Below are 24,808 nucleotides of genomic sequence, written 5' to 3'. Positions count from 1 at the left end.
GGTCAAAAATGGCACGAAATATATACGGGCTTGATCTCGGCTCCTATGAGATCAAAGTATATGATAAAAAGAAAGATACAATCTGGAAGGAAAAGGATGTCATTGCCATAGCGAATAAAAAAGAAGTGTTTGCTGTGGGGGACGAGGCTTTTGAAATGTATGAGAAGGCGCCGGCCAACATACAGGTGGTGTTTCCCATGAAACACGGGGTTATCTCCAAGTTTGACCACATGCAGTACCTTCTGCAGGGGCTTCTGAAAAAAGATAGAGGCTTTGCACGGGGAGCGGAGTATGTGATCGCTGTCCCTACAGATGTTACGGAGGTGGAGAAAAAAGCCTTTTTTGACCTGGTGATCCACTCCACAGCCAGAGCGCGGGAAGTTAACATCGTGGAGCGGGGCATTGCAGACGCGGTGGGCCTGAACCTGGATGTGCAGAACACAAAGGGACTGTTTATCGTCAATATGGGCGGTGAGACCACGGAGCTGTCCGTGCTGGCCGGGGGAGGTATCGTGCTGAACCGTCTCCTCAAGGTGGGTGGCATCACCCTGGACCATGCCGTATCCCAGCTGGTCCGCTACAACCATGACTTCCTGATTGGCAGAGTTACGGCGGAGGTCCTGCGCAAGAGGTTCGGTGTGTTTGGCGAGAACAACACCGCCTCCATGAAAGTGGCGGGCCGGGACCTGATCACGGGAGTGCCCCAGCAAAGGGAGATCGCCATCAGCCTTGTCAGAGCTGCTGTGAAGGAGCCGCTGGAAGAGTGTGTGCGGGGAATCGAATCCCTGCTTGACAGAACTCCGCCGGAAGTACGCAAGGCCATTTACAAGAACGGCATCTTTCTTACAGGCGGTCTGGCCAACCTGCCAGGACTTGAGGTCTATATGGAAGAGATGACAGGCATCCGGGTGCGGACAGCCATTGATCCGGATATCTGCGCTGTGACCGGACTGAAGCAGATCATTCAGTCCAAAGAACTGAAAAAACTGGCATATTCCATGCTGGATGAAAACTATAGGTGGATGAGATAGTATGAAGATCAAAAATCAAAATACCCTTCCAAGTAAATATGTTCTCCTTATACTTGTGATCGTGTGCGGGATCCTTCTGGGGGCGGAGCGCTTTATGGACGGGGGCGGTCCCTTAAGCTGGGTCGCCAACTATACCATTGTCCCCATGCAGAAGGGGATCAGCTACGTGGGCACCTGGATGAGTGATCTGACAGACAACTTTGCCACTCTCAGTGACCTGAGGAAGGAGAACGAGCAGCTGCAGGAGAGAGTGGATCAGCTGACAATAGACAATACGAGACTGAACCAGGAGCAGTATGAGCTGGAGCGCCTTCAGGAACTCTACAAGCTGGATCAGAATTACGGCGACTATGAAAAAGTGGGCGCCCATGTGATCGCAAATAACGGAACCAACTGGTTCAATTCTTTTACAATAGACAAGGGCAGCGAGGACGGCATACGCAAAGATATGAATGTCCTTGCCGGAAGCGGGCTTGCAGGCATTGTGACGGAAGTGGGGCCCAACTACGCCCAGGTGCGCGCAGTCATTGACGATGAGAGCAACATCAGCGGCATGGTGCTGTCCACCTCGGATCTGTGTATCGTGCGGGGAGACCTGACACTGATGGAGGACGGACGGATCCGCTTTGAAAATCTGCCCAACAATGACAACGAGATCCAGGTGGGAGAGCAGGTAGTGACCTCCCATATCAGCTCCACCTATCTCCAGGGGCTGTTTATCGGATATATATCAGAGATCAATGTGGACTCCAACAATCTGACCCGCTCGGGCTATATCACTCCCGCGGTTGATTTCAGCAACCTGCAGGAAGTGCTTGTCATCACAACGACAAAGGAGGATCTGACCCAGACAGACGAAGCGGAGAACGGAGGGGAGTAGCCTATGAAGAGAAAGATCATCACAGCCTGTTTTATCATCGTGTGTTTTCTTCTGCAGGCTACAGTATTCTCCAAACTTCAGTTTGCTTCCATAAGGCCCAACCTGATGATCATCCTGACATCCGCCTTCGGGTTTATGCGGGGCAGGAAGACGGGGATGGCAGTAGGCTTTTCCTGCGGCCTTCTGATGGATGTGTTCTGGGGAGGCGTGCTTGGTTTTTACACGCTGATCTTTACTGTGATCGGATATCTCAACGGCAGTTTCAAGCGTCTGTTTTTTGATGAGGATATTAAACTTCCGCTGGGGCTGATCGCGGGAAGCGAGCTGGCATACGGGCTGATCGTCTATGTCTGCTTTTTTATGATGCAGGGGGATTTCCGTTTTGGATACTATCTGATACATGTGATCATGCCGGAACTTGTGTACACGATCCTGGTGACAATCGTGCTGTATCAGATCATACTTCACGTGAACCGTAAACTAGAGGCCGAAGAACAAAGGAGTGCAAGCAGATTTGTATAGTATTTGGGAACGTATTAAATCAGGAATTTACGAACTGTTCCAGCGAAGGGCAGTCGTAACAGCCATTGTTTTCTGCATCATGTTCTCTATTCTGGTGGGAAGACTTTTTCAGCTCCAGATTGTGAACGGGCAGTCTTATCTGGAGGACTATACGCTCCAGATACAGAAGACGCGGACCATTCAGGGAACCCGCGGAAATATCTACGACAGAAACGGGACTCTTTTAGCCTACAATGAGCTGGCTTACTCGGTCACCATCGAGGACAACGGAGTGTATGACACGACAGCTGAGAAAAACAAGGCTCTGAACGACGAGATCACACAGATCATAGAGATCGTGGAGGGCAACGGGGACTCCGTGATCAGCGATTTCAGTATCGTGCTTGACGGGAGCGGCGAGTACCAGTTTTCCATGACCGACGAGACCCAGCGGCTCCGGTTTGTGGCGGACGTGTTTGGCGAGCGGTACATTGATGGGCTGGATGAGGAGCAGCGCGGTATGTCCGCCGGGGAGATCATAGACTACCTGTGTACCGATGAGACCTACGGATACGGGATCGACCAGGACAAGCTGGAGAGATCCCAGGTATTGAAGATGGTGAACATCCGCTATGCCATCGGGCTTAACAGCTTCCAGAAATATATCCCCACCACCGTGGCGGAGGATGTCAGCGACGAGACAGTGGCTGAGATCATGGAACATCTGGACGAGCTGCAGGGCGTGGACATCGAGGAAGAGTCTCTTCGGAGATACACAGACAGCAAGTATTTTGCCAACCTCATCGGATATACAGGGCAGATCTCCCAGGAGGAGTACAATGCCCTCAGCGAGGAGGAGCAGGAGAACTACGATCTGACAGACACAGTGGGTAAATCCGGTCTGGAACAGATCCTGGACAGCACCCTTCAGGGGGACAAAGGAGAGGTCAAGCTCTATGTGAACAGCGTGGGGCGGGTGATCGACACGGTAGGAGAGACAGAGCCGAAAGCCGGCGACGATGTGTATCTGACCATAGACGCGAACCTCCAAAAGGCCGCCTACGACATCCTGGAGCAGGAGCTGGCCGGTATACTTCTGTCCCGCATGCAGAATATACTGGACTATGACCGCACCCAGTCAGAGGACGCGGCGGATGTTATCGTGGCAAGCGGGGACGCCTACAATGCTTTTATAGAAAACGATATCGTGGACATGAGCCACTTTTCAGCGGAGGATGCAGGCAGCGCCGAACAGTCGGTGTACGGGAAATTTGCTCCCTACAAGGAGCAGGTGATCAGCCAGCTGACTTCCATCATGCAGGATGGGAACGCCTCTGCTTACCGGGATATGAGCAGAGAATGGCAGGCTTATCTGTCCCACATTGTCAATGACGTGCTGACAGGGGACAACGGTGTGATCATGAGTGACGCCATTGACACAAGCGATGAGACCTACCAGCAGTGGAGGAACGAGGAGACCATCAACATCTACACATACCTCAATTACGCTATCTCCCAGAACTGGGTGGATGCGTCAAAGCTGCAGGACTATCTCTCCTCGGAGGGGAACTACTCAGACTCATCGGAAGTGTACAATGCCATGATCTCCTATGTGACGGATCGGCTTCGGAACAGTACGGACTTTGACAAGCTGGTTTACCAGTATATGATCAAAGCCGGAACTGTGACAGGGAGAGAGCTTTGCATGATCCTGTATGAGCAGGGGGTACTCCCTATGGATGAGACCCAGTACAACAATCTGGCATCCGGCGCCACAGGAGCCTACGATTTCCTGCGCAGCAAGATACAGTCTCTGGAGATCACGCCGGGACAGCTTGGACTGGAGCCCTGCAGGGGATCTGTAGTCATCACAGACACGGACAGCGGGGACGTGCTGGCCTGCGTCTCTTACCCGGGATACGACAATAACCGTCTGGCCAATACCATGGACAGCGATTACTATAATGAATTGAACACCAGTACTTCGCAGCCTTTCTACAACAGTGCCACACAGGAGACAACGGCTCCGGGATCTACCTACAAGCCGCTGGTCGCTGTTGCCGGCCTGACAGAAGGTGTCATCGATACAGGAACGACCGTGTACTGTGACGGAACCTACGATGTCATCAGTCCGGAAGTACACTGCTGGGTATACCCGGCAAGCCACGGTACCATGAATGTGGTCAGTGGTATCACGAACTCCTGTAATGAATTTTTTAACAATATCGGCTATCAGCTTGGCATGCAGACTGACGGAACCTACTCCAGCGACTACGGCCTGGAGAGACTGTCAAAATATGCGCAGATGTTCGGTCTGAATGAGACAAGCGGCCTGGAGATACCGGAGATGGATCCGAAGATTTCGGATGAGGACTCTGTTCGATCTGCGATGGGACAGGGCACCAACAATTACACCACAAGTCAGCTGGCACGATATATCACTGCTGTGGCAAATGAGGGCACTCTGTATGAACTGACTCTTCTCGACCGGGTGGAGAACGTGGACGGAGAAGTGGTGGAAGAGTACCAGAACGGGGAGGCCCGGACGATAGAGGGCGTTTCCCAGTCTACCTGGGATGCAGTCCACGCCGGTATGGAGGGCGTGGTGCAGAACAGTTCTGTATTTACAGAGATCAACGCCAGCTCGCTGAGCGTGTCGGGAAAGACCGGTACCGCACAGCAGAGCACGACCCACGCGGACCACGGACTGTTCGTGGGCTTTGCCCCCAGCGACAATCCGGAGGTGGCCATGGCCATCCGAATCGCAAACGGGTACAGTTCCACCTATGCATCAGAGGTGGGAAGCAATATATTCCAGTACTACTACCAGATAACGGATCCTGCGCAGCTCATTACAGGACAGGCTGCACAGATCGCAGTCAATACTTCCGGAGACTAAATAAACAAAGCTGGGAGATGGCAGAGTATTTTGAAAGACCATGTCGTGATCAAGGGCAGTAAATACGGCCTGGCAGTTTATCTGGACGACAATGTTCCATTTGATGAGCTGCTGGAAGAGATAGAAAGTAAATTCAGGGCGGCCGCCCGCTTCTTTGAGGGAGGCGAGATGGCGGTCAGCCTGGAAAACCGTATTCTTACAAAAGAGCAGGAGCGAAGGATTGTGGATGCAATTTCTGGCTCCGCCGGGATACAGATCCTGTGTATACTGGATCATGACGAGAGGAACGAGAAAATATACCGAAGCGCCGTAGAACAGACGCAGGCCGAAATGCCCGGGCAGGACGGCCGTTTCTACAGGGGGACACTGAAGAGAAATCAGGTGCTGGAGTCAGAGGCCAGCATCGTGATCGTGGGAGATGTGGAGGAGGGAGCCACCGTTGTCTCAAAAGGAAGCATCGTGGTGATCGGTGCGCTGCTGGGCAGCGCCCAGGCCGGAGCATCCGGCAGGACGGATGTTTTTGTGGCAGCCCTTCACATGAGCCCGGAAAAACTGCGCATAGGCGGCAGAAAAGTGAAACCAGTAATAGGAGGAAGTTATTCATGGGCGAAGTTATTGTAATCACATCGGGAAAAGGCGGTGTCGGAAAGACGACAACTACCGCGAACATCGGGGCAGGTCTTTCAATGTTGGACAAGAAGGTCATTATCATTGACACGGACCTGGGTCTTCGGAATCTGGACGTTGTCATGGGACTGGAAAATTTTATTGTATATAATCTTGTAGATGTTATAGAAGGAAAGTGCAGGCTGAAGCAGGCGCTGATACGGGACAAGCGGTATGAGAATCTCTATCTGCTCCCGTCAGCCCAGACAAAGGACAAGACGGCTGTGTCTCCCGGACAGATGAAAAAACTCACATCAGAGCTGAAGGAGACCTATGACTACATCCTTCTGGACTGCCCGGCGGGGATCGAGCAGGGATTTCAGAATGCCATAGCCGGGGCGGACAGGGCGGTGGTCGTCACCACGCCGGAAGTTTCGGCGATCCGGGATGCGGACCGCATTGTGGGGCTTTTGGAGGCAGAAAAGATCCAGAAGATCGATCTGATCATTAACCGGATCCGCATGGACATGGTCAGACGGGGAGACATGATGTCTGTGGATGACGTGACGGAGATCCTCTCCATTCCGCTGATCGGTGCCATCCCCGACGACGAGCAGGTAGTCATCGGCACGAACCAGGGGGAGCCTGTCATATCTATGGAATCAAAAGCCGGCGAGGCTTACAGAAATATATGCAGGCGGATCACAGGTGAGGAGGTCTCCTTTCTTGACCTGGAGTCAGGAACCGGGATCTGGTCGAGACTGACGCATATTTTCCATAAAAATTAAGGAGGCATCGGGAGTATGGCAAGACGTTCTTCTGTGCGGATCGCAAAGGACAGGCTGAAGGTGCTGGTCGTATCCGACCGCATGAAATGCAAGCCGGAGGCCTACGAGAGGATCAGCCACGAGCTTTACCAGGTTCTTGCAAAATATATTGAGATTACACCCGAAGAATTTGAAGTTTCCTACAGCAGAACACATGTACATATCAGACTTACAGGAGAAAAGCAGTGAAATTTTTAAAGATAACAAAACCTTACAGATTAAAAGACTATAAATTTTCCCTTGTGATCCTTGTGCTGGCCATTTCCTGCCTTGGCGTTCTTGTCATAGGCAGCGCTAACGAGGCCTACCAGGGAAGGCAGATCACGGGTCTTGTGCTGGCTATCATCCTCATGGTGGTAGTCTCCCTGATCGACTACGTGTGGATTGCCAATTTTTATTGGATCCTGTACCTGTTGTCGGTGGGCATGCTGGCACTGGTGCTGGTGATCGGTGAGACGGTAAACGGGGCAAAGAGATGGATCGATGTGGGATTTACAAACTTCCAGCCATCGGAGCTGGCGAAGATTCTTCTGATCATCTTCTTCGCCAGGTTTATCATGAAGCATGAGGAGGACTTAAGCAGCAGACGGACGATCCTGAAAGCGGTGGTGCTGATACTGATCCCGCTGGCCCTGATCTACGAGGAGCCGAACCTGTCCACCACGATCTGTACGGCGGTCCTGTTCTGCGTGCTCATGTATGTGGGCGGACTCTCCTACAAATTCATCGGGACCGTGCTTTTGATCACCGTGCCGGTGGCTGTCATCCTGCTGAGCCTTGTGGTGCAGCCGGATCAGAATATCCTGGACGATTACCAGCAGAAACGTATCCTGGCCTGGCTGAACCCGGAAGAGTATGCCAGCGACGAGGCATACCAGCAGAACAACTCGGTCATGGCCATCGGATCGGGACAGCTGACGGGAAAGGGACTCAACAATAACACCACCACATCGGTAAAAAACGGAAACTTCATCCTGGAGCCCCAGACGGATTTCATCTTTGCCATTGTGGGTGAGGAATTAGGTTTTGTTGGATGCTGTATTGTTATTGCATTGCTGTTGCTGATAGTGATACAATGTATATTAATAGGGATAAGGGCCCAGGACACGACGGGCAGGATTATATGCTGCGGAGTGGGAGCTCTTATCGGAATCCAGTCATTTATTAATATTGCGGTTGCCACCCAGATATTCCCAAATACAGGTATACCGCTGCCGTTTGTAAGCTACGGCCTTACATCCCTCTGGAGCATGTACCTGGGAATCGGACTTGTGCTCAACGTGGGACTGCAGCCGAAGAAATATCAGGATAAGCTAAATACACTTTAGTGAGGAGGATGCATTGTATGAATATTGGCCTGATCGCACATGATTCCAAGAAGACCCTGATGCAGAATTTCTGCATTGCATACAGGGGGATTCTGAGCAAACACAACCTGTTTGCTACCGGCACTACCGGGCGTCTTATTGAGGAAGTGACGAACCTCTCGGTCCATAAATACCTGGCAGGACCGCTGGGAGGGAAACAGCAGCTGGGAGCCCAGATCGCACAGAACGATATAGATGCTCTTATTTTTCTCAGGGATCCCCAGTCCCCCAAGCCTAATGAGCCTGAGGTGAACGACGTGATCCGGCTGTGCGATATGCACAATATTCCCATGGCGACAAATCTCGCCACGGCTGAGATCATAGTTCTTGCAATTGACAGAGGAGATTTGGATTGGCGTGAAATGTACAGGTAAAAAGATCGTGCTGACAGGGAGTCTTTGCGCCCTTCTGTTGGCAGTGACAGGCTGCGGGGCAAATGATGCAGTCCTGTCCTACGAAAAAGAAAACTACAGTAAAAATATTTATCAGGCAGAACTTTTTGCCGAGGATCTGTGCGTGTCTGCTGAGGATGTCTCACTGGAAGGATTTGACGGGGACAGCTCCCTCCACGCGATGGGACTTTTCAATGTCACAGACGGAGAGGTTATCTACGGGCAGGATCTGTTTACAAGGCTTTACCCTGCCAGCACCACAAAGATACTGACAGCCCTTGTGGCTATCAAAAACAGTAATTTGGACGACGTTGTCACGGTGAGCAGCGCTGCATCGGCATCCAGCTTTTCCTGGGATGCCTCCATCGCCGGCCTTCAGACCGGGGATCAGCTCACCCTGCGGGACCTCCTCTACGGGCTCATGCTTCCCTCCGGCAATGACAGCGCGGTGGCCATTGCGGAGTATGTGGGCGGCACAGAGGAGAATTTTATGGAGATGGTTAATGAGGAGGCACAGAACCTGATGGCCACCGGGACTCACTTTGTGACGCCAAACGGTCTTCATGATGAGGACCACTACACCACGGCTTACGATATGTATCTCATCTTTAACGAGGCTGTCAAGTACGATGAATTTGTGGATATCATCAGCGCTGACTCCTACACGGCACAGATTACCGGTGCCGACGGAGCGGTCAGGTCTGTTACCTGGGAGCCCACCAGCTTCTACGCGAGAGGAGAGGCGGCGCTTCCCACGGGGGCTACGGTCATCGGCGGAAAGACAGGCTACACAGGGGAGGCCGGGAATTGTCTCGTCCTTCTTGACCAGGCGGCAGGCGGGGATTACTACATCTCGATCGTTATGGGAGCGGCAGACAAACCTCTTCTCTATCAGGATATGACAGCGCTGATCGATCAGATCCCGTCCCTGGAGGGATGAGATGACAGATAAGCGTTAAAAAAGCGCCTGCGCATATAATAAGAGGGAGGGGCATCCGGTGTTGTATACCAGGATACCCCTCCCGACATGTTTTCATGTGTACCCGGCGCAGAGCCGGATCTTTATCAGACCTGCGTGTCGGATGCATTTCGTATTCTTCCAAAAAAGCTGATCGCATACAGGCCGCAGAGCCCTACCAGCGTGTAGATGATCCTTGAGAGCCAGGTCAGGTTCCCGAAGAGAAAGGCTACAAGATCAAAACGGAAAATACCTATCAGAAGCCAGTTGACGGCACCGATGATCACGAGTGCCAGTGAGATATTGTCAAACCATTTCATGAAAGTTCCTCCTTTATTCATGAGATAGTGCTAGTATACCCGGAAAGGATTTTTAAAATTCATGTCAGAGAAAAAATTATACTTTCCCTACTCAGAATATTTAAAAAAAATCTATGGCGAAAAAGTCTATAAGCTCCCTGTCAATATTCCCGTCACCTGTCCAAACCGGGTTAACGGGGGAAGAGGCTGTACTTTCTGCGCAGAGGCCGGGACGGGATTTGAGGCGCTGTCTCCGGCGGTGCCTGTGAGAGAGCAGCTCCGCCAGACAAGGGAGAAGATTGAGAAGAAATACAACGCCCACAAATTCATCGCGTATTTCCAGAACTATACCAATACATTTCTGCCACTGGAGGATTTTTCAGCTTATGTAGAGGAAGCGGCAGTGGAGAGGGACATTGTGGAGATCGACATCTCCACCAGACCGGACTGTGTCTCCGGGGAGTACCTGGAGGTGCTGGATCGGCTGCGTGCGAAGCGTGGAACCGGCATCTGTCTGGAACTGGGGTTGCAGACGGTCAATTACCATACCCTGAAAAGGATGAACCGGGGGCATTCCCTGGCGGAGTTTATAGACGCGGTCCTGCAGACCAAGGCATACGGATTTCAGGTCTGCGCGCATGTGATTCTGAACTATCCAGGAGACGGAATGGAAGATGCGGTGGAGACAGCCAGGATCCTCTCGGCGCTGCGGGTTGATATGGTCAAGATACACTCCCTCTATATCGCAAAAAACACAGTGTTGTGCGAAGCTTATGAAAATGGTACAATATCTCTGTGTTCCAAGGAGGAGTATATGGATCGACTCATTGCATTTCTGTGCTGGCTCAGCCCGGATATTGCTGTGGAGCGCCTGTTCGGCCGTGTGCCGGAAAGAGATGCGGTGTTCTGCAACTGGGGGACCAGCTGGTGGAAGCTGAGGGATGAGGCGGAAAATGAAATGCGAAAAAGGGACGCCTGGCAGGGAAAGTATTTTCACTATCTTGGCGGAGCGGCTTTGAAGAAATGACACAGGAGGCATCATTTTGTCTGGAAAAGAACAGGGAAATATTCAGGTTTACCGGAAAAAATGGAATTTCAATATAGGAATCATTATTTTTGGAATTATTTTTATCTATCTTGTTGTTACCATACTTACATACACCACAGCGAAACACGTCTCCGCCTATGAAGTGCGTGAGGGTTCCATCTTCAGGGATAATGCCTACACAGGTCTTGTCCTGAGAGAGGAGACGGTGGTAAATGCAGAGGCGGATGGATACATTAACTATTTTGTGCCGGAGGGAAGCAAAGTCGGGAAAAAGACGAACGTGTACAGCCTCTCCTCACAGAAGCTGGATCTTTCTTCCGGGCAGGCAACAGAGGAGGAACAGCAGCAGTCTGTATCAGCGGAAGAGCGGCAGATGATCCTCCAACAGACCCAGAGTTTCAGCGAGAATTTTCAGAACAGCAGGTTCGAGGAGACCTACACGTTCAAGGAATCTGTGGAGAATGTCCTCTCCAGCAGTTCCTCCCAGAGCAAGCAGTCCCAGCTGACCAGCTTGATCCAGAGCGGCGCGGAAGGCGTGACAGCCTACTCTGCGGCGGACGATGGGATCGTTGTCTACTCTGTGGACGGCTATGAAGGGATCACGGCGGAGCAGGTGACAGCGGACATGCTCTCCAGGGCCGACTATAAAAGCACAGAGTTTACGGACAACACAAAGGTCAAGGCGGGAGATGCGGCTTACAAACTTGTGACAGGTGAGGAGTGGACAGTCGTCATTGTCCTGAATGAGGAGATGGCCCAGGAGCTGGCAGATACCTCGTCTGTTCAGGTGCGTTTCTCAAAAGACAGTGAGACGGCCACAGGAAGCCTTTCTATTTACAATACAGAGGATAAGGATGTGAATCTTGGATTCATCACGTTCAATGAGTCCATGGTGAGGTATGTGGGAGAGCGATTCCTGGACATCCAGCTGGTGCTGGAGGATGAGTCCGGGCTGAAGATCCCCAAATCGTCTGTGGTGGAGCAGGAGTTCTACACCGTTCCCCAGGACTACATTACCCAGGGAGGAGACAGCAGCCAGTCCGGTGTTCTTGTGCAGACTGATGCGAATACCACGACATTTGAGGAGGCAAAGGTGTACTACAGGGACAATGAGACCGGCATGGTCTATCTGAACGCAGATGCCTTTGAGGAGGGCACTGTCCTTGTTAAACCCGACTCCAGCGAGACATACAGCATGAGCGAAAAGGGAACGCTGCACGGCGTGTTTAATATCAACAAAGGCTATGCGGAGTTTAAGCAGGTGCAGATTCTCAGTGAAAATGAAGAGTATTACATTGTAGAGTCCGGCAGTGACTACGGACTTACTAATTATGACCATATAGCGCTGGATGGCAGCGAGATCCGTGAAGATGAAATCATATTTTAAAAGGAGCTGATACAGTCATGTTGCAGGAGAATTTTAAGCAGGTGGAAGCAAATATCCGAAAGGCCTGTGAGCGGGCAGGGAGAGATCCGAAGGAGGTGACCCTGATCGCTGTGAGTAAGACAAAACCTGTGGAGATGCTGCGAGAAGCCTATGATTTCGGCACAAGAGTCTTTGGCGAGAACAAGGTGCAGGAGATCGTGGAGAAATATGACGCTCTCCCGAAAGATATACACTGGCATATGATCGGTCATCTTCAGAGGAATAAAGTCAAATATATTATTGACAAGGTGGATCTGATCCACTCGGTGGACTCTGTGCGCCTGGCTGAGACCATTGAGAAGGAAGCCGGGAAACACGGGATCACTGCCAGGATCCTGCTGGAAGTAAATGTGGCCGAGGAGGAGAGTAAATTCGGCTTGAAAGTAGATGAAGTGGAGAAAACCATAGAAGAAATTGCCAAATTTCCTCATATAAAAGTGTGCGGACTGATGACAATTGCTCCTTTTGTGGATGATCCGGAAGAAAATCGCCTATATTTTCGCCGTTTGCGCAACTTATCTGTTGACATAGGAGCAAAAAAAGTTGATAATGTTACTATGAGTATTCTCTCGATGGGCATGACCAATGATTACGAGGTAGCGGTCGAAGAGGGCGCGACGATGGTTCGTGTTGGAACAGGTTTGTTTGGTGCGCGCAATTATGCTCAGTGTTAAAGATAACGTAAGATAGGAGAATTTGAAAAAATGGGAGTATTAGATAAGTTTCTTGACATTATGAAATTGAGCGATGATGATGACGATTACGAGAACGACGATTTCTTTGATGATGACTACGATGATGACGACTATGAGGACAGATCGTCAAAGAAAAGCGGCATTCTCTCCAAGTTCAATAGAGGAAAAGATAGCGGCCGTGACCGCGATGACGGCTATGATGACTACGATGACGATTATGATGAGAGATCGGCAAGACCGTCTTCTTCCAGAGCTTCCCACCAGCCGGCAGGAAGCAGCAAAGTCACACCCATGCGCCAGCCCTCTTCCAGAAGGCAGGCACCGAACATGGAAGTGTGCGTGATCAAGCCCTCCTCTGTAGAGGATGCAAGAGAGATCACAGAGACACTCCTGAGCGGACGCACAGTCATCCTGAACCTGGAAGGCCTGGATCTTGAAGTGGCCCAGAGGATCATTGACTTTACATCCGGTGCTACGTTTGCCATCAATGGGAATCTGCAGAAGATCTCCAACTACATATTCCTTGTGACACCGACCAACGTGGATATTTCCGGGGACCTGCAGGACCTGCTGGGAACGTCTTTTGACGCGTCATCCATGCGGACAAGATTTTAGAGGGCGTCTGACGGAACATGAACAAAGAAGAAGTAATGCTTCAGAAGCGTCTGATCGAACTGTCTAATCTTTCATACAAAAGGGATATTGTCACTTTCTCAGATTTTTTGAATTTGAATGAACTGAACATACTGCACACAACCCCCAAAGATCTCTTTCCTTCCAGGTATGAGACATATGGGGGTTATGAGCCTGCGGAGCGTCAGATGGTTGCATTTCTGCCTGATGCTCTTTATTATGATTATCAGTATCCTATTTCTGTGCTTCGGATCAGCCCGGCAAACAGAAAATTTGCTGAGGAGCTCACCCACAGAGATTTTCTGGGCGGGATCCTGCATCTGGGAATAGAGAGGAGCTGTCTGGGGGATCTGCTGGTTGAGGACAGTGTCTGCCATGTGTTTGTGACAGATACGATGGCTGATTTTATCTGTGAGCAGCTCACAAGGATCCGCCATACAGTGGTAAAGACGGAGAAGATTGATGGAGAGTCTTTCTCCTTCACGCCGCGTCTGGAGACAGTGAAGGGAACAGTAGCGTCGGTCCGTCTGGACACGGTCCTTTCTGTCGCTTTTCCTCTGTCCAGGAGCCGTATGACAGGGCTTGTGGAAGGCGGAAAAGTGTTTGTCAATGGAAAGCTGATCACCTCCAACGGATACCGCCTGAAGGAGGGAGATATTATTTCCGTGCGGGGCATGGGAAAGCTGGTATACCAGGGAGTCCTCTCGGAGACCAAGAAAGGACGCCAGTACATCCAGGTGGGGAAATATATTTAGAAAAGCGGAGGCTTGCGTAAAACAATGACATCTGTGTCAGAAAAAACGGCAAAACATTACATCACAGCGTTTATAATTGCATTGGCAGGTGTGATCCTGGACCAGTTGAGCAAATATATGGCTGTCCATTTTCTGCAAGGGACGGATGGGATCGATCTGATCCCCGGCGTCTTCCGGCTGACCTATCTGGAGAACAGGGGAGCGGCCTTCGGTGTACTGCAGGGACAGCAGTGGTTCTTCTACATCATTACAGCTGTGATCCTGGTGGTGGTGGTCCTGGCCTATGTGCGCATTCCTGCCGGACGTAAATTTCTTCCCTTACAGATCTGTGCTGTGTTTATCGTCTCCGGAGCCCTGGGAAACCTGATCGACCGGGTGCGGCTCGGCTATGTGGTTGATTTCTTTTATTTTGAGCTGATCGATTTCCCGGTATTCAATGTGGCAGATATCTTTGTGACTGTGTCTGCCGTACTTTTGGCAGTGCTCCTGCTGCTGTATTATAAGGAGGAAGATCTTGAACAGATTTTTCACAGTGGAAAATGATGAGGGGGTAAGGATCGACAAGTATCTCTCTTTGGAGATGCCGGATCTGTCCCGCTCACATATCCAGAAACTGATCAAAGACAATCTGATAGAAGTCAATGGAAAGCCTGTAAAAGCCAATTACAGGCTTTGTTTTGATGACAGTATAAAAGTGACTGTCCCCGAGCTGAAAGAGCCGGAAATAGCCGCTGAGGACATTCCTCTAGACATCCTGTACGAGGATGAGGACATCATCATTGTCAACAAGCCAAAGGGCATGGTAGTGCATCCGGCGCCTGGTCACTACAGCGGGACCCTTGTGAATGCACTGATGTTCCACTGCGGTGACAATCTGTCCGGCATCAACGGCGTTATCCGACCCGGCATTGTCCACCGCATTGACATGGATACCACCGGTTCTCTGATCGTGTGTAAAAATGACAGCGCCCATCAGAGCCTGTCAGAGCAGCTGAAGGAGCACTCCATCAGGCGGATCTACGCAGCCATTGTCCACGGCAATATCAAGGAGGAGCAGGGGACAGTGGACGCCCCCATCGGCAGGCATCCCACAGACCGGAAGAAGATGAGTACCAAAGCTAAAAATGCAAGGAGAGCTGTCACGCACTACAAAGTCCTGGAGCGATTTGGTGACTATACGTATATCCAGTGTGAGTTGGAGACAGGGCGCACACACCAGATCCGGGTCCACATGTCTTCCATCGGTCATCCTCTCCTGGGCGACACGGTCTACGGCCCGGCAAAATGTCCGTTTAAGGGGCTGCAGGGGCAGACGCTGCATGCCAGAACGCTGGGTATCGTACATCCCCGCACCGGAGAGTATCTGGAGGTGGAGGCTCCTCTTCCGGCATATTTTGTGAAACTATTGGAGAGACTTAGAAAAAACAACCTATAATTTTCGTAAAATTCTATACATTTCCGGCAAATTGTTGTATAATGCTTAATAAATAAAAAAGCATCCATACATTAGTACTTAATTCTAAGTGTGTACTGACAGGATCAACAAGAAGGAGCGTGGGTAGTATGGAAAAGACCAATACGATTATTACGATAGGGAGAGAATTTGGAAGCGCTGGCCGCGAGATCGGATATAAGATCGCCAAAGATTTTGGGATCAAGCTGTACGATAAGGAGATGCTGAACCGGGCAGCCAAGGAGAGCGGCATCTGCGAGGAACTGTTTGAAGCGCACGATGAAAAGCCCACCAACAGTTTTCTTTATTCTCTTGTCATGGATACGTATTCCCTTGGATATTCTTCGGGAGGTTATACGGATATGCCGATCAACCACAAAGTCTTCCTGGCGCAGTTTGACGCTATCAAGAAGATTGCCAGCGAGGGTCCCTGTATTTTGGTGGGCCGCTGTGCAGACTACGCGCTGGAAGAGTTTGACAATGTGCTGACTGTCTTCATACACGCAAAGATGGAGGCAAGGATACGCAGGATCGCCAGGATCTATAACCTGACAGATGCCAAGGCAAAAGAGATGATCCAGAAGACAGACAAACAGCGTTCCAGCTACTACAATTATTATACAAATAAGAAATGGTCTGATGCGGAGAGCTACGATATCTGCCTGGACAGCTCCGTGCTGGGTATAGACGGTACGGCGGAAGCCATTAAACATCTTGTGGCCATCAAAGAGAGCGATCGGGAGAAGAAACTGTAATTACAGTTTGTAGAAAAAATATGTAAGAAAAGAACGCCGTCCATGCGAAAAGCATTGGGCGGCGTTCTTTAAAAAAGTCTGAGACAAAAAGCTCTTAACGTGTGTGAATGATCCGCTCTGGCCAGCCCTGGATATTCCCGTTCAGGATAGCTGTAAACATCCGCTGTTTTGCTCCGGGATGCTCCTGGTTCAGCTGGCGGACCAGCTCCTTGGCGTACTGGCGCTTGGTGTAGCCGTCGATGGGACAGCGGCTTTTCACCACAGGGAGATCATACTTATTTTTAAAACCGATCACATCGGCCTCGTCCACAAACATGATGGGACGAATGACAGTCAGATCCATCCGGTCCAGATATGTGCGCGGAGAGAAAGAGTAGAAGCGCCCTTCGAAGATAAGAGAGAGGAGCATGGTCTCGATGATGTCATCTCTGTGATGGGCGTAGGCCACTTTGTTGCAGCCCATCTCTTTTACCGCCTGATTGAGCGCGCCTTTTCGCATTTTGGCACAAAGGGAGCAGGGATTGCTCTCTTTGCGTTCTTCGAAGAGAATGTGGGCGATATCTGTCTTCACAATGCGGTAAGGAACTTCCAGCTCTTCGCAGAGTTTTTTAACAGGAGTAAAGTCACACTTTTCATAGCCCAGATCTACGGTGATGGCGCTGAGCTCAAAGTGGTTCGGATAAAAACGCCTCAGGCCATGGAGCGCATAGAGGAGGGTGAGACTGTCCTTTCCTCCGGAGATGCCCACCGCAATATGGTCCCCCGCATTGATCATCTGGTATTCGTCTACTGCCTTTCGCGTGTAGCTCAACAACTGCTGTAATTTCATAATGATAAGTATATCCTTTCTCTTTTTGTACTGTCAATTTTCATAATTATTTTATGACTACTTAATGGCTATTTTTCACGCAGCCGCACTGCGGACGCTGCCTGCCGGCGTCTGTTTTCATCAATAGCTGCGTAATGCTTCCTGGTAGTATTTACATCTTTATGTCCAAGGACATCAGCCACAAGATAAATGTCACCGGTCTCTTTGTAGAGGGATGTACCGTAGGTACTGCGCAATTTGTGAGGGGTGATCTTCTTGCCCGGTGTTACCTGGCGGGCATATTTTTTCACCATATTCTCCACTGCCTGCACACCCATGCGCCGGCGCTGGGTGGAGAGGAAGAGGGCGTTCTCGTGACCGGGGAGAGGAGTAGCAGCCTTGCGGCTTCCCTCCATATATGTCCTGAGAGACTGTTCTACCTCCGGGCCAAAATAGACAACCATCTGATTGCCGCCCTTCCTTGTGATCGTAATACCATTGTTCTTAAAATCAACATCCAGCAGATCAAGCCCTACGCACTCAGAGACACGGATGCCGGTTCCCAAAAGGAGTGTCAGGATGGCCAGGTCTCTTTCCTTTGTCTTTTCATAATAGACTTTTGCCTGACCTGTCAGACTGTTTCCGCATGACTCGACATAATCAAGCAGGAGAGCCACCTCGTCCGGGTCAAGGCGGATGATCGCCTTTTCGTGCTGTTTTGGCATATCTACAAGAAGTGTCGGATTGTTGCTGATATACTGATGTTTGTGATAATAACCGTAAAAGCTTCGCAGGGCAGACATCTTTCTGGCAAGACCTTTTTCACCGTTGGTCATCAGTTCATCGTCGTCGCGCCTGTATACCTTCAGATACTCCAAGTATTCCTCAATGTCCACAGGCTCCAGGTTATCCAGATCAGAGACTTTGAACTGGTCCATGGAGTAATTTTTGTACACTGGATTGTTCTCCATCAGAAAGTGAAAAAAGACACGGATATCATAGGCATAATTCATGCGTGTACGGATAGATGAATGAGGTTCAATGGCCCGAAAGAAATCACGGGCAAACGGAGGCAGGGTCTTCAGTATCTCCCTGAGACGCAGCGTGTAGTCAATGACTGTCTGCTCATGGTAAGTCTTTGTATCTGCCATAATAGAAAAAACCTCCTTTTTATATAATCATTTATAATCCCACACAGAAATTATACTGGATACGGACATGTTTGTCTATATCTTTTGGAAAAATCGGTATTTTACGTATAGATATATTTCGGATACAAAAGATCCATATAAGGCACATATGACATACAGACAAAATGGACGGTATCCCCTCTGTCCCTTCTGCTGTTGCATGAACAGGAAGAAACATATTGAGATACCGTCCTTGGGTGAGTGTATAATTATATATAAAGCTTTAGAAAGCCTATATATCGTAAGATAAAAGATCTGAGTGCGGATCTTTGTTGTCTATTTGTATACTGTATCACAGTATACGATGGTGAGGTGATGATCTTCATGGATCAAATCGCCATTAAGTCCATTGATATCCTTGAGCTCCTGTACGTACTCCTGAACAGAAAGTCCGCACGCATCGGCGTATGTCTCGGCGATATCCCAGAGGGTGTCGCCGGCTTCAAGCTCAATGCTTTTATAATATTTATAAGTAGTCTCTGATACTTCTGAACGGTCCTGGGCCTGCACAAACCTCATCCCTTTAGCTGCCACAAATATGCTGCAGAACACTGCAATAAGAACGGCCGCTGTGACCAGGATCAGTTTTTCCCTGTATACTTCTCTTCTTCTTTTGCTTGCTGCGTGTAATCTGTGTGCGTTCATCTCATATTCCCCTCTTCTTCGTTAAATAAAATTTAACCCTCTTTTGTTTCGTTTCCCTTAAAAAGTGCACTTATACATTTCGAACATTCGTTCTCTCTGTGTCTCTGATTATATTATACGAACATTTGTTTGTCAATAGTTCGGGACAAAAAATCGAACATATTTTCTAAACATTTGTTTGCCTTTTGTAAATCTGTATGATAAAATGTTAATAGTAAATTTTTAAATGTACAGATTACAAGGGGGAAAACTTATGTCTCAGGGAAAGATCAGCCCGAAGCAGAAAGAAATATTGGAGTTTATAAAGGATCAGATCCTGACGAGAGGGTTTCCGCCGTCAGTGCGCGATATATGTGAGGCGGTTCATCTGAAATCCACCTCTTCTGTCCACTCTCACCTGGAGACATTGGAGAAGAACGGATATATCAGAAGAGACCCCACCAAGCCGAGGGCCATTGAGATCCTGGATGATACGTTTAATCTTACCAGGCGGGAAGTGACCAATGTACCACTTGTGGGACGTGTGGCAGCTGGGGAGCCTATTCTGGCTCAGGAGAATATTGAGAACTACTTCCCTATCCCGGTGGAGATGCTTCCGAATAACAATACATTTATGCTGACAGTAAAGGGAGAAAGCATGATCAACGCCGGTATCCTGGACGGGGATTACGTTCTTGTGGAGGAGCAGCATACTGCTTCAAACGGCGATATGGTTGTGGCGCTGATCGAGGATGGCGCGACGGTCAAGACTTTCTATAAAGAAGAAGGCATGATCCGCCTGCAGCCGGAGAATGACTTTATGGATCCCATCATCGTGAGGGATGTGCAGATCCTTGGAAAAGTGATTGGTGTGTTCAGGTTCTTCTAACTTTTCCTTTGAAATTATATTTTTTAATGAAAAATCTATACGGGAGGCAGCAAAAGCTGCCTCCCGTTGTTCTTTTCTGTCTTCTATTTTACTCCTACTTCTCCTTTTTTGCCTCTCCCTCCGGGAAGATGATCTTAAACACAAAGAAGAAGATAATCATGGACACCCCGCCGGTGATGATGGTCATCGTCAGTCCCGGTATCAGTATCTCCCAGTGTGCACCATCCGGTCATAACCTGGTTATCAAGCTCCCAGTTTCTCTCTACAAGCTCCCGCAGACATTCGTCCGGATTCAGCGCCGGTATGATAACGATCCGTTCCATCTAATCCCTTCTTTCATATGATTCTGCCATTTAGTCTAGCGGGCAGATCTAATAACTTCATATGGATTTGTTAAACATCTTTTAAACAATTCTGAAAAATATATTTAAGGGCAGCAAAAAAGACATCCCCCGCCCTGAAAGGCAGAAAGGATGTCCTTTTACAGTTGTGTATTTAGTTTGCCTGGAGGCTTTCCGGGTCGATCTCCTGGCCGTCGCTCCAGATGCGCTCCAGATTGTAGAAGGAGCGATTCTCGCTGTCGAAGACGTGGATGATCACATCGCCGTAATCCAGAAGCACCCAGGTGCCGTCCCGGCCTTCGCGCTGCTTCATGGCGTATCCGGCCAGATGCATCTTCTCTTCTACGTTGTCTACAAGGGCGTTCACCTGGCTGGAACTTCCGCCGTCCACAATGACGAAATAGTCAGCGATGACAGAGATGTCTGAGATCTTGATGATCCGGATATCCCGGCCCTTTTTCTCGTCCAGCGCCCGGTATGCGGTGAGCGCCATCATATCTGCATGGTTCATAGGCTTTCCTCCTCTTTTTTTCTGAGATATTTTTTATAATAATTGTAGGTCTTTTCTGTCGCCGGATCCACAGGAAGTCCCCTGCTCTGGAGATAGACAAGGGAGTCCCGAAGGAGAAGGTAGAGGCACTCGTCGATATCCTCAAAAGCCAGTCTCCTTGCCTCCGCCATATTGGGAAGCTCTGCCCGGTTCGGCTCAATATAATCCGCTATATAGATGATCTTGTCCAGAAGAGTCATCTCCGGCTTTCCGGTGGTGTGGCATGCAATGGCATTTAAAATGCTCCGATCTCCTATATGATATTTGCTTGCCGCCAGATAGGCTCCCAGCTTGGCGTGAAGAAGGGAGGGGTTGGCGTACTCAGCAGGGGAGATAAAAATATGATTCTTTTTACACATCCGGATTTTTTTATCGTTAGGGATGCACTTGGCGCAGTCGTGGAGAAGGCCTGCTGTCAGTGCCCGGTCCATGTCCGTCCCGTAGCGCATGGCGAGGGCTCCTGCTGTGTACATGACGCCAAGGGTGTGGTTGTATCGGTTTTTATCCAGATATTTTTTTACCTTTTTGCGCATTACATCAATATTTTCATTCATGTCACACACTTCCTTCATACATTCTTTATCTTACTGCGATGCATAGAGCTGCTTTTTCTGTATATAGTCCACCACTGCCCTGGGCATGAGACCATCTACATTTTCATGGTCCTTCAGCATGCGGCGCAGCTCATGGGAAGATATATCCACAAGGGGCGTGGAAAGCAGTCGGATGTCCGCATCGTACTTCTCTGTCAGCAGTTGGATCTGCCTGTCCATGACTTCCCGGCTGCTCTTGTCTCCCCGAAAGGCGGCAAGGAGTGTGCAGGTGGGGAAAAGACGCTCCACATGCACCCACTGCTCCAGGGAGAACAGCGAGTCGGCGCCGATGATAAAATAAAAATGGTCCTGCGGATATAGCTTTTTAAAGTACTCCATGGTCCGGTAAGAACAGCTCACATCCTTGCGCCTGAGCTCATAGTCTTCCAGGCGGAAATTCCGGTGTCCACTGATGGCAAGTGAGACCATGTAAGCCCTCTCCCGGGGCGTAGAGACGATATTCTTATTATCTTTGTGGGGAGGATTTCCGTTGGGCATGAACCAGACCTGGTCAAGCTGATAATCCCGGCAGGCATATTCTGCCAGAGTCAGGTGACCGTTGTGGACCGGATCGAATGTCCCCCCCATGATCCCGATCTTCATAAAGGACCTCCTTTGATCTTTTTATGGAAGCTGGATCTTCTTTTTCTCGTTTTTGCCCTCTTTGTAGAGAACGATCTTCTTGCCGATGACCTGCACGACCTGTGACCGGGTGCGCTCTGCCAGCATGGAGGCCAGCTCTTTCGGATCGTCGGCACAGTTCTGGAGAACGCTCACCTTGATGAGTTCACGCGCCTCCAGCGCCTCGTCCACGGCTTTTGTGAGCTCAGGAGTCATGCTGTTCTTTCCGATCTGGAAAATAGGATCCATGGTCATGGCAAGGCTTTTTAAATAAGCCCGCTGTTTTGTTGTCATTTTGCCTTCTCTCCTATCTGTTCTGAAAACTATTTATAATAATCAAACTGAAGTCCGTACATGCGCACGGTGTCGCCTTCCTGGATGCCTTTGGCCTCCAGCTCCTCCAGTATGCCAGTGTCCTTGAGGAACTTCTGGAAAAACTGGAATCCCTTCTCTGAGTCCAGGTTTGTGTATCCCAGCATCTTCTCGATCTTGGGCCCCTCCACAACGTAGATATCGTCTTCCTTCTCCACGGTGTAGGGGAGGTCTTCGTAGATCAGCTCGTCCTCCGGGAAGTATTCCTGCTGGAAGATAACAGGCTCGTCGTCCAGCTCATCCAGTCTTCTGGACACTTCGTACAGAAGCTCCTGTATGCCCTCTCCCGTCACGCCTGATATGGGGAATACAGGGATGCCCTCGGGCTCAAATTCCCTCTTCAGACGCTCTACAGGGCTCTCCTGCCCTTCTTCCCGGTAGATGGCATCGATCTTGTTGGCCGCGATGATCTGCGGCCTTCCTGCGATCTCCGGATTGTAGGCATGAAGCTCCGCGTTGATCTTGCGAATATCCTCCACCGGGTCGCGTCCCTCTGTACCGGCTGCATCCACCACATGGATGATGAGCTTGGTGCGCTCGATATGGCGGAGAAATTCGTGTCCAAGTCCCACTCCCTCAGATGCTCCCTCGATGAGTCCAGGGATGTCGGCGATGACAAATCCCCTCGTTCCCGGCATGTCCACCACACCCAGATTGGGACTCAGCGTGGTGAAGTGGTAGTTGGCGATCTTCGGCTTTGCGTTGGTGACTCTGGAAAGGAAAGTGGATTTCCCTACATTGGGGAAACCGACCAGTCCCACGTCCGCAATGACTTTGAGCTCCAGGTTTACCCACAGTTCCTGTGCCGGCTGCCCGGGCTGGGCGTACTTGGGGATCTGCATGGTAGCTGTGGCAAAATGCTGGTTGCCAAGGCCTCCCCGGCCGCCTTTCAGGATGACCTGCCTGCGGTTATCGCCGGACATGTCCGCAATGACCTTGCCGGACTGTGCCTCTTTGATGACCGTGCCCTCCGGTACTCTCAGTACGATATCGTCCGCATCAGCGCCGTGGCATCTTCTCTTGCCTCCCGGCTCCCCGTCTTTTGCTGCGTATTTTCTTTTGTGGCGGAAATCCTGGAGGGTGTTGAGACCTTCATCCACCTCAAAGATCACGTCGCCTCCACGGCCTCCGTCACCGCCGTCCGGGCCGCCGTTGGGGACGTAGAGCTCCCGTCGGAAGCTAACATGTCCGTCTCCGCCTTTGCCGGAGCGGATAAATATTTTTGCTCTGTCTGCAAACATGTCTTCAATCTCCTTATGAAAAAAGAGCCCTGCCGTTTACAATATACGGCAGGGTCTTACCTTCGCTGATTACTGTGCTACTGGATAGATAGAAACCTGTTTCTTATCTCTTCCTTTTCTTTCAAATCTGACAACACCATCTACTAATGCAAATAATGTATCATCTCCGCCGCGTCCTACGTTGACACCTGGATGGATCTTCGTTCCACGCTGTCTGTAAAGGATGTTGCCGGCTTTTACGAACTGTCCGTCAGCTCTCTTTGCACCTAATCTCTTAGACTCGGAGTCACGTCCGTTCTTTGTAGAACCTACACCTTTTTTATGAGCAAAAAACTGAAGATTTAATTTCATCATGGTCGTTACACCTCCTCAAATCTTACCTGAATGTATTCCGAATAGTTGCTGTCATTTGCCATCTCCTCTAGTCCGAGGATCATGGCCTTTAACAGAAGCGCTGCCTCTTTGCCGGGACGGTCTGTGAGACGGAAATCAATGAGCCCTTCCATATCATCTGATACAAGAGAAGTCTTGTCATCCGTAAATGCCTCAATAGCGTTCACTGTGTTAATCATCAGCACAGATGCCGCCGCGCAGACAATGTCCTGTCCCGCTTCACTGAAGCCTGCATGTCCCTTTGCCAGAAAACCTGCGCATTCTTTCTTTTCGTTCTGATAAATCGTCACCCGGATCATAAAGTGTCACCAGATGATTAAGCGTTGATTTTTTCGATCTTAACTGCTGTGTACTGCTGTCTGTGACCGTTTTTCTTATGATATCCAGTTTTTCTCTTATACTTGTAAACGATGACCTTCTTAGCTTTGCCGTTCTCTACAACGGAAGCCTCAACAGTCGCGCCTTCTACAGTAGGATTTCCGACTTTCAGTCCGTTATCGCTTACTGCAAGCACCTGGTCAAATGTATAAGTCTCTCCAGCTTCCACACCAAGTTTTTCTACTTTAATGATATCGCCTTCTGCTACTTTGTACTGTTTACCACCTGTTGCTATGATTGCGTACATATGGCACCTCCTATTATCATTACTCGCCAGCTTCGG

Annotated in this window: 32 protein-coding genes; 19 read left to right on the top strand and 13 right to left on the bottom strand. The window is 49.9% G+C overall.

Annotated elements, in window-relative coordinates; translation table 11 throughout:
- Positions 1-8: 8 nt before the first annotated feature.
- The 10 genes from INF30_RS02030 to INF30_RS01985 are packed head-to-tail and all read left to right on the top strand — an operon-like array spanning position 9 to position 9,443.
- Complete coding sequence (locus INF30_RS02030) at positions 9-1,031, top strand: rod shape-determining protein (RefSeq protein WP_076777375.1); 1,023 nt, start codon at positions 9-11, stop codon at positions 1,029-1,031.
- A 1-nt stretch (position 1,032) separates the two neighbouring features.
- Positions 1,033-1,911, top strand: coding sequence for a rod shape-determining protein MreC (gene mreC / locus INF30_RS02025; protein ID WP_076777376.1), 879 nt, complete (start codon positions 1,033-1,035; stop codon positions 1,909-1,911).
- A 3-nt stretch (positions 1,912-1,914) separates the two neighbouring features.
- Positions 1,915-2,433, top strand: a complete 519-nt coding sequence (gene mreD, locus INF30_RS02020; protein WP_076777377.1) for a rod shape-determining protein MreD — start codon at positions 1,915-1,917, stop codon at positions 2,431-2,433.
- A gap of 1 nt (position 2,434) precedes the next feature.
- Positions 2,435-5,311, top strand: coding sequence for a penicillin-binding transpeptidase domain-containing protein (locus tag INF30_RS02015; protein WP_408639746.1), 2,877 nt, complete (start codon positions 2,435-2,437; stop codon positions 5,309-5,311).
- 30 nt (positions 5,312-5,341) lie between these two features.
- Positions 5,342-5,932 carry a septum site-determining protein MinC gene (locus INF30_RS02010; protein ID WP_226394067.1) on the top strand — a complete coding sequence of 197 codons (591 nt, stop codon included), beginning with the start codon at positions 5,342-5,344 and terminating at the stop codon, positions 5,930-5,932.
- Complete coding sequence (gene minD, locus INF30_RS02005; RefSeq protein WP_226394066.1) at positions 5,914-6,705, top strand: septum site-determining protein MinD; 792 nt, start codon at positions 5,914-5,916, stop codon at positions 6,703-6,705. The genes INF30_RS02010 and minD overlap by 19 nt, the downstream gene beginning before the upstream one ends.
- A gap of 15 nt (positions 6,706-6,720) precedes the next feature.
- Positions 6,721-6,933, top strand: coding sequence for a cell division topological specificity factor MinE (locus INF30_RS02000; RefSeq protein WP_076777380.1), 213 nt, complete (start codon positions 6,721-6,723; stop codon positions 6,931-6,933).
- Entirely contained in the window at positions 6,930-8,072 is a 1,143-nt protein-coding gene (locus INF30_RS01995) for an FtsW/RodA/SpoVE family cell cycle protein (RefSeq protein WP_226394065.1), read from the top strand. Before INF30_RS02000 ends, INF30_RS01995 begins: the two co-directional genes overlap by 4 nt.
- A 17-nt stretch (positions 8,073-8,089) precedes the next feature.
- Positions 8,090-8,485, top strand: coding sequence for a methylglyoxal synthase (locus tag INF30_RS01990; protein WP_226394064.1), 396 nt, complete (start codon positions 8,090-8,092; stop codon positions 8,483-8,485).
- Positions 8,469-9,443 (top strand): D-alanyl-D-alanine carboxypeptidase family protein, encoded by a 975-nt coding sequence (locus tag INF30_RS01985; protein WP_226394063.1) that lies wholly within the window; start codon positions 8,469-8,471, stop codon positions 9,441-9,443. Before INF30_RS01990 ends, INF30_RS01985 begins: the two co-directional genes overlap by 17 nt.
- A 125-nt stretch (positions 9,444-9,568) precedes the next feature.
- On the opposite strand, the gene INF30_RS01980 is transcribed toward INF30_RS01985, so the two are convergent.
- Positions 9,569-9,781, bottom strand: a complete 213-nt coding sequence (locus tag INF30_RS01980; protein WP_076777383.1) for a DUF378 domain-containing protein — start codon at positions 9,779-9,781, stop codon at positions 9,569-9,571.
- A 61-nt stretch (positions 9,782-9,842) separates the two neighbouring features.
- Between INF30_RS01980 and INF30_RS01975 the strand changes: the two genes are divergently transcribed.
- The 8 genes from INF30_RS01975 (at position 9,843) to INF30_RS01940 (ending at position 16,525) form a co-directional block, all read left to right on the top strand.
- Entirely contained in the window at positions 9,843-10,787 is a 945-nt protein-coding gene (locus INF30_RS01975) for a TIGR01212 family radical SAM protein (protein WP_226394062.1), read from the top strand.
- Positions 10,788-10,803: 16 nt separating this feature from the next.
- Positions 10,804-12,195: an HlyD family efflux transporter periplasmic adaptor subunit gene (locus INF30_RS01970; protein ID WP_226394061.1), complete on the top strand. Its 1,392-nt coding sequence runs from the start codon at positions 10,804-10,806 to the stop codon at positions 12,193-12,195.
- A gap of 17 nt (positions 12,196-12,212) precedes the next feature.
- Positions 12,213-12,908 (top strand): YggS family pyridoxal phosphate-dependent enzyme, encoded by a 696-nt coding sequence (locus INF30_RS01965; protein ID WP_226394060.1) that lies wholly within the window; start codon positions 12,213-12,215, stop codon positions 12,906-12,908.
- Positions 12,909-12,938: 30 nt separating this feature from the next.
- The gene (locus INF30_RS01960) at positions 12,939-13,544 is read left to right on the top strand and encodes a cell division protein SepF (RefSeq protein ID WP_226394059.1); all 606 of its coding nucleotides are present in this window, start codon (positions 12,939-12,941) and stop codon (positions 13,542-13,544) included.
- A gap of 17 nt (positions 13,545-13,561) precedes the next feature.
- On the top strand, positions 13,562-14,317 hold the full coding sequence (locus tag INF30_RS01955; protein ID WP_226394058.1) for a YlmH family RNA-binding protein: 756 nt from the start codon (positions 13,562-13,564) through the stop codon (positions 14,315-14,317).
- Between the two features lie 24 nt (positions 14,318-14,341).
- A complete protein-coding gene (gene lspA / locus INF30_RS01950; RefSeq protein ID WP_076777389.1) occupies positions 14,342-14,860 on the top strand; it encodes a signal peptidase II in 519 nt (172 codons plus the stop codon).
- Complete coding sequence (locus INF30_RS01945; RefSeq protein WP_226394057.1) at positions 14,832-15,752, top strand: RluA family pseudouridine synthase; 921 nt, start codon at positions 14,832-14,834, stop codon at positions 15,750-15,752. The genes lspA and INF30_RS01945 overlap by 29 nt, the downstream gene beginning before the upstream one ends.
- Before the next feature lie 128 nt (positions 15,753-15,880).
- Positions 15,881-16,525 (top strand): cytidylate kinase-like family protein, encoded by a 645-nt coding sequence (locus tag INF30_RS01940; protein ID WP_076777391.1) that lies wholly within the window; start codon positions 15,881-15,883, stop codon positions 16,523-16,525.
- Positions 16,526-16,619: 94 nt separating this feature from the next.
- Here INF30_RS01940 and INF30_RS01935 read toward each other — a convergent pair whose 3' ends face one another.
- The 3 genes from INF30_RS01935 to INF30_RS01925 form a co-directional block, all read right to left on the bottom strand.
- Positions 16,620-17,354: a tRNA lysidine(34) synthetase gene (locus tag INF30_RS01935; RefSeq protein WP_076777392.1), complete on the bottom strand. Its 735-nt coding sequence runs from the start codon at positions 17,352-17,354 to the stop codon at positions 16,620-16,622.
- Between the two features lie 68 nt (positions 17,355-17,422).
- Positions 17,423-18,484, bottom strand: coding sequence for a tyrosine-type recombinase/integrase (locus INF30_RS01930; protein WP_226394056.1), 1,062 nt, complete (start codon positions 18,482-18,484; stop codon positions 17,423-17,425).
- Between the two features lie 315 nt (positions 18,485-18,799).
- Entirely contained in the window at positions 18,800-19,168 is a 369-nt protein-coding gene (locus tag INF30_RS01925) for a LysM peptidoglycan-binding domain-containing protein (RefSeq protein ID WP_076777394.1), read from the bottom strand.
- 253 nt (positions 19,169-19,421) lie between these two features.
- On the opposite strand from INF30_RS01925, the gene lexA reads away from it, so the two are divergent.
- Positions 19,422-20,036 carry a transcriptional repressor LexA gene (gene lexA / locus INF30_RS01920; protein WP_226394055.1) on the top strand — a complete coding sequence of 205 codons (615 nt, stop codon included), beginning with the start codon at positions 19,422-19,424 and terminating at the stop codon, positions 20,034-20,036.
- Between the two features lie 134 nt (positions 20,037-20,170).
- Here lexA and INF30_RS01915 read toward each other — a convergent pair whose 3' ends face one another.
- From INF30_RS01915 to rplU, 9 genes are all read right to left on the bottom strand, one after another.
- Positions 20,171-20,359, bottom strand: coding sequence for a hypothetical protein (locus INF30_RS01915; protein ID WP_226394054.1), 189 nt, complete (start codon positions 20,357-20,359; stop codon positions 20,171-20,173).
- A gap of 172 nt (positions 20,360-20,531) precedes the next feature.
- The gene (gene rsfS, locus INF30_RS01910; RefSeq protein WP_226394053.1) at positions 20,532-20,888 is read right to left on the bottom strand and encodes a ribosome silencing factor; all 357 of its coding nucleotides are present in this window, start codon (positions 20,886-20,888) and stop codon (positions 20,532-20,534) included.
- Positions 20,885-21,481 carry a bis(5'-nucleosyl)-tetraphosphatase (symmetrical) YqeK gene (yqeK, locus tag INF30_RS01905; RefSeq protein ID WP_076777401.1) on the bottom strand — a complete coding sequence of 199 codons (597 nt, stop codon included), beginning with the start codon at positions 21,479-21,481 and terminating at the stop codon, positions 20,885-20,887. The genes rsfS and yqeK overlap by 4 nt, the downstream gene beginning before the upstream one ends.
- 30 nt (positions 21,482-21,511) lie before the next feature.
- Positions 21,512-22,123, bottom strand: a complete 612-nt coding sequence (nadD, locus tag INF30_RS01900; RefSeq protein WP_076777402.1) for a nicotinate-nucleotide adenylyltransferase — start codon at positions 22,121-22,123, stop codon at positions 21,512-21,514.
- Between the two features lie 21 nt (positions 22,124-22,144).
- Entirely contained in the window at positions 22,145-22,435 is a 291-nt protein-coding gene (gene yhbY / locus INF30_RS01895) for a ribosome assembly RNA-binding protein YhbY (RefSeq protein ID WP_076777403.1), read from the bottom strand.
- Between the two features lie 29 nt (positions 22,436-22,464).
- Positions 22,465-23,754: a GTPase ObgE gene (gene obgE / locus INF30_RS01890; RefSeq protein WP_205147575.1), complete on the bottom strand. Its 1,290-nt coding sequence runs from the start codon at positions 23,752-23,754 to the stop codon at positions 22,465-22,467.
- Between the two features lie 69 nt (positions 23,755-23,823).
- Positions 23,824-24,108, bottom strand: a complete 285-nt coding sequence (gene rpmA, locus INF30_RS01885) for a 50S ribosomal protein L27 (RefSeq protein WP_033125260.1) — start codon at positions 24,106-24,108, stop codon at positions 23,824-23,826.
- 5 nt (positions 24,109-24,113) lie between these two features.
- Positions 24,114-24,446 carry a ribosomal-processing cysteine protease Prp gene (locus INF30_RS01880; protein WP_205147574.1) on the bottom strand — a complete coding sequence of 111 codons (333 nt, stop codon included), beginning with the start codon at positions 24,444-24,446 and terminating at the stop codon, positions 24,114-24,116.
- Between the two features lie 17 nt (positions 24,447-24,463).
- The gene (rplU, locus tag INF30_RS01875; protein WP_033125258.1) at positions 24,464-24,772 is read right to left on the bottom strand and encodes a 50S ribosomal protein L21; all 309 of its coding nucleotides are present in this window, start codon (positions 24,770-24,772) and stop codon (positions 24,464-24,466) included.
- Between the last annotated feature and the right edge of the window lie 36 nt (positions 24,773-24,808).

Origin of the sequence: Claveliimonas monacensis (assembly GCF_014982975.1) — a bacterium.
In the GTDB taxonomy this organism is placed as follows: Bacteria; Bacillota; Clostridia; order Lachnospirales; family Lachnospiraceae; genus Claveliimonas; species Claveliimonas monacensis.
The sequence above is the reverse complement of the archived record's forward strand: the minus strand, read 5'-3'. Positions and strand labels throughout refer to the sequence as shown.